This window comes from Rhizobium sp. 21-4511-3d (genome assembly GCF_053522545.1).
In genome coordinates this window covers 93,466-107,113 of the sequence record NZ_JBNWCF010000004.1, presented here as the reverse complement: position 1 = coordinate 107,113, position 13,648 = coordinate 93,466, and the positions used below count along the sequence as shown (strand labels likewise).

General features: G+C 62.7%; 14 protein-coding genes. 6 read left to right on the top strand and 8 right to left on the bottom strand.

Annotation, left to right across the window (positions count from 1 at the left end):
- Nucleotides 1-278: 278 nt before the first annotated feature.
- Nucleotides 279-1,772, bottom strand: a complete 1,494-nt coding sequence (locus tag ACQZ5H_RS11295; protein WP_449097734.1) for a carnitine 3-dehydrogenase — start codon at nucleotides 1,770-1,772, stop codon at nucleotides 279-281.
- A 7-nt stretch (nucleotides 1,773-1,779) separates the two neighbouring features.
- Nucleotides 1,780-2,682, bottom strand: coding sequence for a 3-keto-5-aminohexanoate cleavage protein (locus ACQZ5H_RS11290; RefSeq protein WP_449097733.1), 903 nt, complete (start codon nucleotides 2,680-2,682; stop codon nucleotides 1,780-1,782).
- 100 nt (nucleotides 2,683-2,782) lie between these two features.
- Here ACQZ5H_RS11290 and ACQZ5H_RS11285 point away from each other — a divergent pair, with 100 nt between their 5' ends.
- Nucleotides 2,783-3,781: a GlxA family transcriptional regulator gene (locus tag ACQZ5H_RS11285; protein ID WP_449097732.1), complete on the top strand. Its 999-nt coding sequence runs from the start codon at nucleotides 2,783-2,785 to the stop codon at nucleotides 3,779-3,781.
- On the opposite strand, the gene ACQZ5H_RS11280 is transcribed toward ACQZ5H_RS11285, so the two are convergent.
- Entirely contained in the window at nucleotides 3,750-4,625 is an 876-nt protein-coding gene (locus tag ACQZ5H_RS11280) for a LysR family transcriptional regulator (protein WP_449097731.1), read from the bottom strand. The two genes, ACQZ5H_RS11285 and ACQZ5H_RS11280, sit on opposite strands and share 32 nt — an antisense overlap.
- Before the next feature lie 107 nt (nucleotides 4,626-4,732).
- Between ACQZ5H_RS11280 and ACQZ5H_RS11275 the strand changes: the two genes are divergently transcribed.
- From ACQZ5H_RS11275 to ACQZ5H_RS11260, 4 genes are all read left to right on the top strand, one after another.
- Nucleotides 4,733-5,641 carry a DMT family transporter gene (locus ACQZ5H_RS11275; protein WP_449097730.1) on the top strand — a complete coding sequence of 303 codons (909 nt, stop codon included), beginning with the start codon at nucleotides 4,733-4,735 and terminating at the stop codon, nucleotides 5,639-5,641.
- Between the two features lie 132 nt (nucleotides 5,642-5,773).
- On the top strand, nucleotides 5,774-6,448 hold the full coding sequence (locus ACQZ5H_RS11270; RefSeq protein WP_449097729.1) for a dimethylsulfonioproprionate lyase family protein: 675 nt from the start codon (nucleotides 5,774-5,776) through the stop codon (nucleotides 6,446-6,448).
- A 181-nt stretch (nucleotides 6,449-6,629) separates the two neighbouring features.
- The gene (locus ACQZ5H_RS11265) at nucleotides 6,630-7,586 is read left to right on the top strand and encodes a sulfonate ABC transporter substrate-binding protein (protein ID WP_449097728.1); all 957 of its coding nucleotides are present in this window, start codon (nucleotides 6,630-6,632) and stop codon (nucleotides 7,584-7,586) included.
- An 86-nt stretch (nucleotides 7,587-7,672) separates the two neighbouring features.
- Nucleotides 7,673-8,989 carry an LLM class flavin-dependent oxidoreductase gene (locus ACQZ5H_RS11260; RefSeq protein WP_449097727.1) on the top strand — a complete coding sequence of 439 codons (1,317 nt, stop codon included), beginning with the start codon at nucleotides 7,673-7,675 and terminating at the stop codon, nucleotides 8,987-8,989.
- Between the two features lie 17 nt (nucleotides 8,990-9,006).
- Here the strand turns inward: ACQZ5H_RS11260 and ACQZ5H_RS11255 are convergent, their stop codons facing one another.
- From ACQZ5H_RS11255 to ACQZ5H_RS11245, 3 genes are all read right to left on the bottom strand, one after another.
- The gene (locus tag ACQZ5H_RS11255; protein ID WP_449097726.1) at nucleotides 9,007-9,768 is read right to left on the bottom strand and encodes a hypothetical protein; all 762 of its coding nucleotides are present in this window, start codon (nucleotides 9,766-9,768) and stop codon (nucleotides 9,007-9,009) included.
- 33 nt (nucleotides 9,769-9,801) lie between these two features.
- Entirely contained in the window at nucleotides 9,802-10,986 is a 1,185-nt protein-coding gene (locus ACQZ5H_RS11250) for an MFS transporter (protein WP_449097725.1), read from the bottom strand.
- An 89-nt stretch (nucleotides 10,987-11,075) separates the two neighbouring features.
- A complete protein-coding gene (locus ACQZ5H_RS11245; RefSeq protein WP_199625238.1) occupies nucleotides 11,076-11,369 on the bottom strand; it encodes a hypothetical protein in 294 nt (97 codons plus the stop codon).
- Between the two features lie 251 nt (nucleotides 11,370-11,620).
- On the opposite strand from ACQZ5H_RS11245, the gene ACQZ5H_RS11240 reads away from it, so the two are divergent.
- Entirely contained in the window at nucleotides 11,621-12,121 is a 501-nt protein-coding gene (locus tag ACQZ5H_RS11240) for a Dps family protein (protein WP_246777637.1), read from the top strand.
- 53 nt (nucleotides 12,122-12,174) lie between these two features.
- Here ACQZ5H_RS11240 and ehuA read toward each other — a convergent pair whose 3' ends face one another.
- Together ehuA and ehuD are read right to left on the bottom strand one after the other, a co-directional pair.
- A complete protein-coding gene (ehuA, locus tag ACQZ5H_RS11235) occupies nucleotides 12,175-12,954 on the bottom strand; it encodes an ectoine/hydroxyectoine ABC transporter ATP-binding protein EhuA (protein ID WP_449097724.1) in 780 nt (259 codons plus the stop codon).
- Nucleotides 12,951-13,643 (bottom strand): ectoine/hydroxyectoine ABC transporter permease subunit EhuD, encoded by a 693-nt coding sequence (ehuD, locus tag ACQZ5H_RS11230; RefSeq protein WP_449097723.1) that lies wholly within the window; start codon nucleotides 13,641-13,643, stop codon nucleotides 12,951-12,953. Before ehuD ends, ehuA begins: the two co-directional genes overlap by 4 nt.
- Between the last annotated feature and the right edge of the window lie 5 nt (nucleotides 13,644-13,648).

Genomic DNA, 13,648 nt, shown 5'->3' with positions numbered 1-13,648 from the left:
CTTTGACCGGCCGGGGGGCCGGTGAAACGACATCATATACATCGTCTGCGACATATCGAGCATATGCTCGTCTGAAGGGCGATTTTGCATTGACGGTTACAAGCCGTGCTGAAGTCGAATAGCAAGAGGCTGATCCTGCAGACGAGGATGGGTTCCTATCTCTCTGGTTGTATTGAGTGATTTCTCTGCTGTTAGTGGCCGCCGATTCCGAAGCCCCGCAAGGCGCAGCCTTGCGGGATCTGCTTTCGGAAATGGAGGCCGGCTGACAGATCATCGTCTCATCCCTGCTTTCTCTGCCCGACATGGCGGCCGGCGCCATCCGGGGCGGGGAGCGAGGCGTGAGCCTCAGCGATCGCCTTCGCCTCCGCCAGGATTTCCGGCGGCGCCGGAACGGCCTTGCCGGCCTTCGAGTCGACATGCAACAGCATCTGTTCAGCGGTGGCGAGCACCTCGCCGCTCGCCGTATCGCAGATCGTGTGAAAGACGTGCAGCCGCTTTTCATCGACCGAAAGCAACTGGCAGGTCGAGTAAATCGCCTGGCCAAGCTTGGCCTCGCCGAGATGCCGGATATGGGTCTCGACGGTGTAATAGCTGTGCCCGGCTTCGACATAGGCGAGACCGGCGCCGATCAGCCGCAGCAGGGCGTCGGTCGTATCGCCAAAGACCTGCAGGTAGCGATGCTCGGTCATGTGACCGTTGTAATCGATCCAGGCGGGGCTGACCTTGGTATCGACGAGCCGCAGCGGCGCCGAGGTTTTCGCCTGCTCGGCCGGCTTTGCTGCTGCCCAGAGCGAATGCTCGAAATCCTTGAGCAGCTTGCCCGCACCCCAGCCCTTGCCGCCGTCGCCGGCTTTCAGCGCCTGGAAGATACCGGCCAGGTTTTCATCGCGAATACGCTCCAGCTCGCGGATCGACAGGTCGCCGGCCTGCTCATCCGATTGCTGGCCGATCTTTTCGACTAGAGCATCGTCGAGATCGACGACATCGGTCAGCTTGGTCCAGGGCCACTGCAGGCAGGGGCCGAACTGCGCCAGGAAGTGGCGCATGCCTGCCTCGCCGCCGGCGATGCGATAGGTCTGGAACAGACCCATCTGCGCCCAGCGCAGGCCGAAGGAATAGCGGATCACGTCGTCGAGTGTCTCAACGGTGCAGATATCGTCCTGGATCAGCCACAGCGCCTCGCGCCACAGCGCTTCCAGTAGTCGGTCGCCGACGAAGGCCTCGATCTCCTTGGCAATATGAACGCCCTTCATGCCGATCGGCGGCAGCTTTTCCATAGCCGCCTTGATGGTTGCATGGCTGGTCTTCTCGCCGCCGACGATCTCGACCAGCGGCAGCAGATAGACCGGATTATAGGGGTGGGCGACGAAGAGGCGATCGGGAAACTGCATGTCGCGCTGCAGATCGGTCGGCAGCAGGCCCGAGGTCGACGAACCGATCAGCGCATCGGGGCGGCAGGCCGCATCGATCTGGGTCAGGACGCCACGCTTCAGATCGAGGCGTTCGGGCACGCTTTCCTGGATCCAGTCGGCATCGACAACGGCTTCTTCGAGCGTCTTGCAGAAGGTCAGCTTTCCGCGCGGGGGCAGGGGAGCGCCTGTCAGCATCGCATAGGCGCGCTCTGCATTGGCGATCACCTCGCCGACAATGCGCTGCGCTTCTGGATGCGGGTCGAAGACATCGACATCGATCCCGGCCAGCAGGAAGCGGGCGATCCATCCGCCGCCGATAACGCCGCCACCGACACAGGCTGCCTTGTTGATCTTGATCATGCAGCCCTCAGCGCTTCTTCAGCTTCAGTTTTTCACGCACGGCCTCTGGGCCGATGATGCGCGCACCCATGCCTTCCACAACCTGCACAGCCTTTTCGACGAGCTGCGCATTGGTGGCGAGCATGCCCTTGCCGGCATAGAGATTGTCCTCCAGCCCGACACGGACATTGCCGCCCGCCAGGACCGCGGCAGCCGGGTAGGCCAGCGCATTGCGGCCGATCGAAAAGGCCGAGAAGGTCCAGTTCTTCGGCACGTTGTTGACCATCGCCATGAAGGTGTTGAGATCATCCGGCGCACCCCACGGAATGCCCATGCAGAGCTGGATCAGCACGGGATCCTCGATCAGGCCCTCTTCGGCAAGCTGCTTCGCAAACCAGAGATGGCCGGTGTCGAAGGCCTCGATTTCGGGGCGCACGCCGAGATCGGTCATCTTCTTCGCCATCGCCCGCAGCATCGAGGGCGTGTTGGTCATGACGTAGTCGCCGAGACTGAAGTTCATCGTGCCACAGTCAAGCGTGCAGATCTCCGGCAGGCATTCGGCGATATGGCTGACACGCTCGCTGGCGCCGGCCATGTCGGTTCCGGCGGGGTTAAGCGGCAGCGGCCTTTCGACATCGCCGAAGATCAGGTCGCCGCCCATGCCGGCCGTCAGGTTCAAGACGACATCGACATCGGCGGAGCGAATGCGGTCCGTCACTTCGCGGTAGAGATCGTTGCGGCGGCTGGCGGCACCGGTCTCCGGATCGCGAACGTGACAGTGAACAACGGCCGCCCCAGCCTTGGCGGCGTCGATCGCGGAATCCGCGATCTGCTTGGGAGTAATGGGAACGTGGCTGGATTTGGAAACCGTGTCACCTGAGCCGGTGACGGCGCAGGTGATGAAGACATCGCGGTTCATCGCAAGAGGCATCGTGTTCTCCCTCGTATTGCACCCATTACGCGGCAATCGGGACGTCCGTGCTTTGCATTAACGGAGGTGATTGATACAGTATCGGCAATCTGGAGACTTCATGCTCACCCGCTCGAACGACCGCCTCGATCTCGATCTTCTCGTCCTGCCGGAGACGAACCTCATCCTGCTCGCCTCCGTCATCGAGCCGATGCGCGGCGCAAACCGCATCGTCGGCAGCGAGCTTTATCGCTGGCGGCTGCTGACGCCTGATGGCGCCCCGGTGCTGACGACGAGCGGCATTCCGGTGCCCGCCGCCGGGGCATTCAGCGCCGCGCGGGAGGATGCGCCGCTCTTCGTTCTCGCGAGCTACAACTGGCGGCAGAGCGCCACGGCCGCGCTGAAAATGCAGCTTTCGCAGGCGGCGCGCCATCGCAGCGTCATCGCCGGTATCGAATCCGGCACATGGCTGCTCGCTGAATCCAGCCTTCTCGACCGCCTGACAGCAACGATCCACTGGGAGGATTTCGAGGATTTTTCGCTGGCCTACCCGCAGGTAAAGGCGGTCAAGGACCGCTTCGTCATCGACGGAAAGCGTCTGACCACGGCAGGCCCGCTGCCGACCGTCGATCTGATGCTCGAAATTATCCGCCAGCGGCAGGGCTATTCGCTGGCGCTCGAGGTCAGCCGTCTGTTCAGCTACGAGCAGGTGTCGTTCCACAACGAAAGCCAGCTTTCGCCCTCTGCCGCAGGCCTCAGCATGCGCGATCCGCGCGTGGCATCCGCCGTGCGGCTTATGGAAGAGCATATCGAACAGCCGGTGATGCTCAGCCGCATCGCCAAACGCGTCGGCGTCAGCGCCCGTCATCTGCAGGGATTGTTCCAGGAGAGCATCGGCGCGCCGCCGCATGTGCACTATCTGGCGCTGAGGCTCAATGCAGCGCGGCGCAAGGTCATCGAGACCAAGGCCTCCTTCGCCGATATCGCCGCCGCCACCGGCTTCAACTCGGCCTCCGCCTTTGCCCGCAGCTATCGCGCCAGCTTCTCGGAAAGCCCGTCCGACACCCGCAGGCGCCTACGCCGCCCCGTTACACCAGCGCCTGATAGCCGATCGGCTTGAAGGCGTCGCGCACCATGTCGGCCAGTTCGCGTACGGCTTCGGTCGAGTGATAGGGGTTGCGCCGCAGGACGACCTTGGACGTATCGACCGGCGCAAAGCCGTCGTCGGCCGTCAGTTCGCGGCAACCCGGCGGAATGTGGCTGCGCGACAGCGTCGTCACAGCAAGCCCGGCCACGACGGCATTCTGCAGGCCCGAGCTGGTGTCGGCGATGAAGGCGATGCGGTAGCGCCGCCCGATCTGGTCGAGGGATCGCAGGGCGAAATCCCGGCACCAGTTCGAATTCCTGTAGATGGCGATCGGCATCGGATCGAGATCGTGCAGGCGGTGGACCTGCGACGTCACCCATACGGTCGGATCGATACAGAGAACCTCGCCGCTCGACTGGTTGCCCCAGTCGAAGACGACGGCGAGATCGAGTTCGTCTCGCTCCAGTGCCGCGAGGTTCCTGACGGTGTAGTCGCAGGAGACCGTCACCTCGACGGCCGGATGGCGGACGGCGAATGCCGCAAGCGCTGCCGGCAGCACCGTCTGGCTGTATTCCTCGGGGATACCGATACGGACAGGGCCGTCGAGCTCCTTGGTGCGGATCGTTGCCGCCGCCTCGTCGAGGAGATCGATGACCCGCTGCGCATAGGGCAGGAGCTGCAGTCCCCAGCGCGTCGGCACGACGCCGCGGGCGCCGCGCTCGAACAGAGTCTCGCCGATCGTTTCCTCGAGCTTCTTGATCTGCGCGCTGACGGCCGATTGCGTCCGGCCGATCGCCTGCGCAGCCGACGAAAAATTCGACGTCTCGACGACGACAAGGAAGGTGCGCAGCAGATCGCTTTCGATAGGTTGACGCATTCTCAAGCCACAAAAAAATCAGATGGCAGCTATCTCAACTATTCGTTTGCTTAATGTCAAGAACGGTAGCAAACAGAGCAAATCAGACCTCTGGTTCGGGAAAACCAATGTCACTCAATACGGACGTCCGCCCGCTCGGCCTGAGCGAGCACGAAAAGGGCGTCATTCTGGTAGTTGCCGCCACGCTGGCTTGGAGCGCGAGCGGCATCTATTCACGTCTCCTGTCCATCGACGCATGGACGACGATCGCCTGGCGCTCGCTGTTCGGCGGATTGTTTCTCTTGATACCGAGCTTCTTCCTCGAAGGCGGATTGTCGAGAAAGCAGTGGGCCTCGATTTTCCATCCCTCGGGCATCGCGATGATCGCCTGCCAGACCTTCTGTCAGGCCTGCTTCATCGGCGCGCTCTACACCACCAGCGTCGCCAATGTCGCCGTCATCTATGCGACGGCGCCCTTCATCGCCGCACTCCTCGGCTGGGTGCTCCTCAAGGAGCGGGTCGGCAGCCGCACGATGATTGCCGGCGGCGCCTGCCTTCTCGGCGTCATCATCATCGTTGCCTCGTCGATCGGCGGCGGAACTGGCTTCGGCGATCTGCTGGCGCTGGGGATGACCGCCTCCTTCGCGCTGATCATCGTCATCCCGCGCATCAGCCCCGGCGTGCCGAGCCTGCCGCCGACCATCGTCAGCGCCTTTCTGACGTTGGCGATCTTCTCGCCCTTCGGTTCGGTCGGTTCGATCGATACCTATAACTGGGTGGTGCTGGCGGCCTTCGGCGCGACGAATTTCTCGATCGCGCTCGTCCTGTTCCTCGCGGGTGCCCGGCGCATGCCGCCGGCCGAGGCCGCGCTCATCGGCACGATGGAAATCGTGCTGACGCCCTTCTGGGTCTGGCTGTTCTTCGCCGAGCAGCCGCCGCTCGCGACGCTCCTTGGCGGCGCCGTGATCGTCGCGGCCGTCGTCTGGCATACGGCGGGCGACCTGCGGTCGAGCCGGCGCGCGCCGGCGAAAGGCTGATGCTCCGCAGGAGTTTTCGCCAGCCGTCTTGACCGCGCTTTCGCATTGGTGTTGATCCGATGCCTTCGCGAAACTATTTGCGCTCAGGTTGCGCCGCCTTTGGGTGGCGCGAAGCGCTCCGGAATATACCCGATGTCGAAATCCAAGCTGAGGAGAGATGCCGATCTCCTCTTGCACCGAGGAACCAGAACCGAGGAGGCCTACCCGGCGAGCCGCGCCCGCAGGCCGGCCGAGGTGCAGCGGCTGATCGGCGCGATCGGCAGCCTGATGCTTGCCGATGGCACGCCGATGATGGAAAAATTCGTCGCCGGCAAGATCTTCCACCTGCTGCAGCAGCCGGGCGCGGTCTCGACCCGTCCCGCAACACCGCTGAAGCTGGTGCCGCAGCTGCAATTCGCGCTGCGCCAGATCGCGTCCAAGGGCAAGCCCTTCGCCGAGGTGGCGGCCGCCATCAACGACGTCGCGAAGAACCTCGACTGGGTCTCCAGTAAGACCGGCCCCTTCGCCAGCATGAATATCGAGACCGCGCATGCCCATGCGATCGTCGCCGGTGCGTCGGGCCTCGAAGAGCGGGAAGACGTGACGCTCGGCCTGACGATCATGGAGCCCTACAGCCGCTTTCCAGATCACGTGCAGTATCGCGCCCGCGTGTTCCTGGCGCTCTCCGATTGCGAATTCCTCTGCGACGACCGCGGCTGGCAGCAGGCGACGCCGGGCTCGGCCTTTTATAATGAGGCAGGTCACACCGTCGCCATGCGCTGCACCGCCCGTCCGCTCCTGGCGGCCTGGTGCCAGATGGAGCGCTGAGCTCTTTCACTGTCGCAGGCCGCACCAGCAGCCGATTTTCGCTGTCCTGAGTATAGGCAACACGGTTCGACAACGCCGCAGGAAAATCAAATTCCTCAGAGTCTATGAGAATAGCATAGTTATTCTAGTAAATCTGTAGACATAAATTACTTTGCTCGACGAAGTCTTTCGGAGGGCTATCATGGACATTTCAAGACGCGCTTTTACGGCTGCACTCGCAGGCGCTGCCGCTACCCTGCCATTCATCAAAGCCGGTACGGCCGCCGCAGCCGACAAGGTCGTGCGCATCGGCTATCAGAAATACGGCACGCTGGTGCTCTTGAAGGGCAAGGGCAGTCTGGAAGCCAAGCTGCAGGCAATCGGCTATTCGGTCGAATGGACCGAGTTTCCCGGCGGGCCTCAGCTGCTCGAGGCGCTGAATGCCGGCGCCGTCGACTTCGGCTCCACCGGCGAAACGCCGCCGATCTTCGCCCAGGCGGCCAGTGCGCCGCTGGTCTACGTGGCCCATGAACCGCCTGCGCCGCGCGGCGAAGCGATCCTCGTTGCGAAGGACAGCCCGATCAAGGCGGTTGCCGATCTGAAGGGCAAGAAGGTCGCCTTCAACAAGGGCTCCAACGTCCACTACCTGCTGGTCAAGGCGCTTGAGGAAGCTGGCCTCACTTATGCCGATATCGAGCCCTCCTTCCTCGCCCCGGCCGATGGCCGTGCGGCCTTCGAGCAGGGCGCCGTCGATGCCTGGGTGATCTGGGATCCGTTCCAGGCCGCGGCAGAAGAGGCGATCGAAGCGCACGAGCTCAGAAACGGCGAGGGCATCGTCCCCAACCACCAATTTTATCTCGGCACCAAGACGCTGGTCGACGGCCATGCCGAAGCCGTCGATACGGTCATTGCCGCGATCGCCGAGATCGACGAATGGGCCAAGGCCGACGTTTCCGCCGCCGCCAAGGAACTCTCGCCGCTGGTCGGCATTCCCGAGCCGGTGCTCGTCAAGGCGCTGGAGCGCCAGTCCTATGGCGTGAAGAGCCTCGACGATACGGTCGTGGCCCAGCAGCAAGCGATCGCCGACACCTTCTTCGAGCTGCAGCTCATCCCGAAGCAAGTCACGATCGCCGACGCCGTGCGCCGCGCCAAGGCGTGAAGATCCGCTGAAGGCATCAAAGTTTCGGAGCCGCTGCCTTCCGCAGCGGCTCCGCAATGTCTCGACCCCGCATCCCAGGACAGATCATGGCTGACGCAAGCCCTACGCGGCAAATGAGCCTTACCGCCTTCCTCATGCCTGCTGGGCAGCATTCGGCGGCATGGCGAGATCCCCGCTCGGCCTCGGATGCCGGTGTGGATTTTGCGCATTACAAGGCCATGGCCCAGCTCGCCGAAACCGGTAAGCTGGATGCCGTGTTCCTTGCTGATTTCGCGGGCAGCATCGGCTCGGGGGAGGTGGAGGCGGCGTCGCGTTCCTCCCATGACATCAGCTTCGAACCGATTACGCTACTTTCGGCGCTCGCCGCCGTTACAGAGAAGATCGGTCTGGTCGCGACGGTCTCCAGCACCTTCAACACGCCCTACGACCTCGCGCGGAAATTCGCCTCGCTCGATCTGATTAGTGGCGGCCGGTCGGGATGGAACCTCGTTACATCGGTCAATGAGAGCGAAGCCTATAATTACGGCCTCGAGGAGCATGTTCGTCATGCGGACCGCTATGCCCGTGCCGCAGAGTTCGTCGATGTCGCCAAGGGACTCTGGAGCAGCTGGGAGGAGGGTGCCTTCGTCCGCGACCGCGAGGCGGGCCGCTTCTTCGATCCGTCGAAGATGCATGTGCTCAATCACGAGGGCAGGCATTTCAAGGTGCGGGGACCGCTCAATGTCGGCCGTTCGCCACAAGGCGCGCCGGTGATTTTCCAGGCGGGATCGTCGGAGGCGGGACGCGAGCTGGCGGCGCAATCCGGCGAGGCGATCTTCACGGCTCATCAGACACTATTGTCTGCCCGGGAATTCTATACCGACGTAAAATCCCGCCTCGGACGCTATAGGCGGACGGCCGAGCAGATGAAGATCATGCCCGGCGCCTTTCCGGTGGTGGCCGAAACGCAATCCGAAGCCGAAGACATCTTCGAACGGCTGCAGAACCTGGTTCATCCGGAATCCGGGCTGCTGCTGCTGTCCCAGCTCGTCGGCTTCGATCTCAGCGGATACTCGCCCGAAGACCCGCTGCCCGATATGCCCGAAACCAACGGTAACAAGAGCAGGCAGAAGCTGATCGTCGATCTGGCCCGCGAGAAGAACCTGAACCTCCGCCAGATCTACCAGCATATTGCCGGCGCGCGCGGGCATTGGACGATCGCCGGCTCGACGAAACAGGTGGCAGACGCGCTTGAGGATTGGTTCGTGGGCGGCGGCGCAGACGGATTCAACCTGATGCCGCCGGTCCTGCCCGACAGTCTGGAGCGCATCGTCCATCTGCTGGTGCCGGAGTTGCAGCGCCGCGGGCTGTTCAGGACGAACTATTCCGGGCGCACGCTGCGATCCCATCTGGGGCTTGCCTAGGCGAACGTGCCTGCCAGCTAGTCACAGGTCACCGCGTTCCAGCCTTGGGGGACGCCCTGTTCCTCGCGGACGAACTCGAAATTCTCGAAGTCGGCGGCCATCAGGATGACGTTTCTGTCGGGTTGCCCATCGGCGCCGCGCAGATAGATGCGGCGGCGGGTCGGGAAGACCAGTCCTTCGAACGTCCGGTGGTCGTAGAGATAGTGAGCGGCGGTCCCGCCGCCCGCGATCTCCACCGAATAGTCCTGACGCCGGATCAGGGCATTGCTGTCGAAGTAGAGCACCTGTTCGCTGGAATGCGTGACGTAGGAAGCCGGGAACCGGACTCTTATGGCCCGCCAGACTTCGCCGTCCTCGTGCCACGGTTCGATCTCTTCGCAGCTGACGCCATCGGTCAGCAGCGAGAAGGGCAGTGTCAGGTAGGTCCACATCGCGTATCCGGCGAAATAGACGAGCTGTGAGGCGCTCCATGGCACATTCGGCGTGAATGACTGGCGCGGATTGTCCAGCCATTCGAGCGTCGCGCCTGCGGCGCTTTCGACTGCAGTCCGGAACGGTTCGTAGATGCCGATCTGTTCCGGTGCCAGAAATGGATCGAAGGTCGTCTTCTGCAGGCGCGTATCGATTGTCACCCGCGTCGGCCTTTTCGCAAACGCTTCCTGTCCGCGAGCCTTCAGCGCCAGACCATCCGGCGTCATCGTCGCGGTGATCTTTCGGATGCGCTGCCATCTGTCGAGGCCGCCGTGGGCCTCAATGGAGGATTTGATCAAGTCGAGCATTGTCAGACCTTTCTGTATTGCAGAGGTTTGGCCTCAGGCCGCCTTCTGGCGCTGATCGGGTGCGCTGCGGCTGCGCGAAGCGGCAATCGCCCGGTCGGTGAGCTCTGAGGCAATCAATGCGGCGGCGACCAGACCTGCGGCGACGAAGCCGAGATTTTGGCTGCCGACGATGTCGATGGCCGTTGCGCCGATGATGCCAGCCGCGGTGGTTCCGAGAAACACCGCAGAGTTGTTGAGGCCGAGCACGATCGGCGCAATCTGCGGCGCGATGCCGACGATGCGGTGCTGCTGCGGCACCGTGCTGCCCCAGCCACAGGCGCCCCAGAGCAGGACGGCGGGCACGGCAGTCCAGAGGCTGGCGCCGCTCCACTGCAGAAGCAGGAAGTTCACAAGCACCATACCGAGCATCGTGATCAGCACTTTCCGCGAACCGATCGCGTCGATCAGCCGGCCGGCAAGCAGGTTGGAGACCGTTCCGGCCGCGCCCCAGAGCACCAGAAGCCCGGCGAGGATCGCCGTATCGCCACCGATCGTGCGGCCGAAGACGACCGAGAAATAGGTGTAGATGGTAAAGGCGGCGCTGAAGAACAGGAAGGTCGTGGTCAGCGCCAGACCGATCCTGGCATCGGCGAGCGGCGCCAGACGCTTGCCGAGCGAGACGGCAGGCGGCATCGGAATATGCGGCAGGAAGACAAGCACGCCGGCGCCTGCGATGGCTGCCAGCCCCGAGACGAAGACCATCGTCCAGTGCCAGTCACCGAGACCGCCGATCAATGTGCCGATCGGAGCGCCAAGGGCGGTCGAGACGGTCATGCCTGTGGCGACGACCGAAAGCGCAAAGCCGCGCTTCTCGGGCGCCACGATCGACGCGGCCGAGCCGGTTGCCGTCGGGGCGAACATGGCGGCTCCGAGACCGGCGAGCGCGCGGGTGGCGAGCGCCATTTCGAAATTGGGTGAGAGCGCCGTTGCGAGATTGGCGATGACGAAGATGCCGAGACCGGCAAGCAGCAGCCTGTTGCGGGGCATATGTGCCGCGGCTGCCGCAATGACAGGCGCCAGCACGGCGATCGTGGCCGCATAGATCGTTGTCATCTGCCCGGCAGCGCCGATGCTGACATTGAAGTCGCGGGCGATTTCAGGCAGCACGCCGGCAACGACGAAACTGTCGGTACCGAGTGCGAACATGCCAAGGGCAAGAACGAGAAGTCGTCTGTCCATCAAAGAATGATCCGTTTTGAAGATGTGTCACGGCAAGGCAGTGGCGCCGGCGGCCAACTGGGAGAATGGCCGCCGGAACCAGGCTGCAGCTACTTGCCCTGAATGAGCAGGCCGAGCGGCGCCAGCGGGCCGACCGGAATGAACTGGTAGGAGGCAAAGCCGCCGGTCACCAGCGGAAGGCCTTCGACTTCGGCCTTCGCCTGCTCAATGGAATCCACGTTCATCAGGAAGATGACGCCCGGGGCGTCCTGGCGGGCCCAGAACTGCTCGATCTTGCCATTGAGATAGTGCTGCAGCGTTGCCGGCACTTCCTTTGGCATGATCTCGCGGCGCTGCTCGTCGGTGACGGGCTTGATGATCGATCCGATAGCTAGAACTTTCATGATTTTTCTCCGCAGAAGGCGTTGAGTTGCGAGAGGGAAACTAGCGATCGGCGGCCTCAGTCACTATCGGCGTAAACGCCAACTTTAGCATGGTTTACGCCAGAGGCGTCAGCGTTCGGATCGGCATCGGGAGGAGCGCCTGATCTGCTGGCGCTGACCAGACCGGCCGAAATTTTGTCGCACTTATTGAAGCGAACGGGGCGAGCGGTACCTTGAGCGGAGTTACTCGCTGCTCCACGGAGGGTTAGACAGTGGAAAAACGTCCTGCGCCGTCGCTCAAAACGCCTTCAGACCTGAAATCGAATGCCATCACCGACATATCGGCGGCGATGACCGCGATCCTTGCCGATGTCTTCACTCTGTATTTGAAGACCAAGAACTTCCATTGGCACATGTCCGGCCCGCATTTCCGCGACTATCATCTGATGCTCGATGAGCAGGCCGAGCAGATCTTTGCGATGACCGACGACATCGCCGAGCGGGTCCGCAAGATCGGCGGAACGACGCTGAAGTCGATCGGTCAGGTGTCCCGCCTGCAGCGGCTTTCGGACAATGACGCGGATTACGTGACGCCCGATGACATGCTGGCCGAGCTCAGGGACGACAACAAGCGGCTCGTCGAGATGTTCCGGGAGGTGCACAACCTGACCTCCGAGCATAATGATCACGCGACGACCAGCCTGATCGAGAATTGGATCGACGAGACCGAGAGGCGCGTGTGGTTCCTCTTCGAAACGACACGCACCCGCTAGAAAGACGGTTACCCAATTTCAAAGGCCCGGAGCTTAGCTTCCGGGCCTTTTCATCAAGCCAGAACCGACGACAGAAATTCCCGCGTCCGCTGCTCGCGCGGTGCGCCGAATATTTCTTCGGGCGCGCCTTGTTCGCAGATGCGGCCCTTGTCGAAGAAGCAGACCCGGTCCGAAACTTCCCGGGCGAAGCGCATTTCATGGGTGACGAGCAGCATGGTCAGGTCGTGCTCGTGCGCCAGGCCGCGGATGACGGAGAGCACTTCGCCGACGAGTTGCGGATCGAGCGCCGAGGTCGGCTCGTCAAAGAGAAGCACCCGTGGGCGCATTGCCAGCGCGCGGGCAATCGCTACGCGCTGCTGCTGGCCGCCGGAGAGCTGCGAGGGATAGAAGTCCTTCTTGTCGGTGAGACCCACCATGTCGAGCAGTTGCAGCGCCCGCGCCTCGGCTTCTGCCCGCGCGATGCCGAGCACCCGCAGCGGCGCCTCGACGATATTGCGCAGCACCGTCATATGCGGAAACAGATTGAAGCTCTGGAACACCATGCCGACATGGTTGCGGATCTGGCGCAGATGGTCTTCCGAAGCCTTGAACGGGCCTTTGCCGTTCGGCTCGTGATAGGACATGTCCTGCAGCGTCAGCTTGCCGTCCTGAAACGGTTCGAGCGTCATCAGGATGCGCAGCACCGTGGACTTTCCCGACCCGGACGGGCCGATCAGCGTCACCTTCTCGCCTTTCCTGACTGTGAAATTGAAGTCGTCGAGTACCGTCAGCGGGCCGAAGCGCTTGGCGACGTTGGAAAATTCGATGATAGGCGGATTGTTATTCTCGGTCATCGCAAGGGGATTCCTGCTTTCGGAAGGGCTTTCTGCAGGCGGTGGAGACCGGCCGAGCAGATCAGCGTCAGGAGGAGGAAGATCAGGCCGACAAGCGTCAGCGGCACGAGATATTCGAAGGTGCGTTCGCCGATCATGTTGGCAAGGCCCATCATCTCCATGACGGTGACGACGGAAAGAACCGGTGTTTCCTTGATCATGGCGACGAGATAGTTGCCCATGGCCGGCACGATCCGCGGGATGGCCTGCGGGATGATGATGTCGCGATAGGCCTGCATGCGCGTCAGATTGAGCGCCGTTGCCGCTTCCCATTGGCCGCGGGCCACGGCCTCGATGCCGCCGCGATAGACCTCGGATGTGTAGGCGGCATATTGCAGGCCAAGGGCGATTGCGCCCGTCAAAAAGGCCGGCAGCACGACGCCGAAATCGGGCAGCACGTAATAGAGAAAGAAGAGCTGCACCAGAAGCGGCGTGTCGCGCAGAAATTCAACGACGAAGGCGGTCGCCCAGGAGATCGCGATCACGCGGCTGCGGCGCAACAGCGCGAAGACGAGGCCGAGCACGAGCGCGATGGCAAAGCCTGCCGCCGCAGCCTTCAAGGTGACCGTCAGGCCGATCAGGATGATCGGCAGGATCGAGCTCGTATAGGTGAGCCAGGTCGTCGTATCCCATTCGTATCCATACATCATGTGAT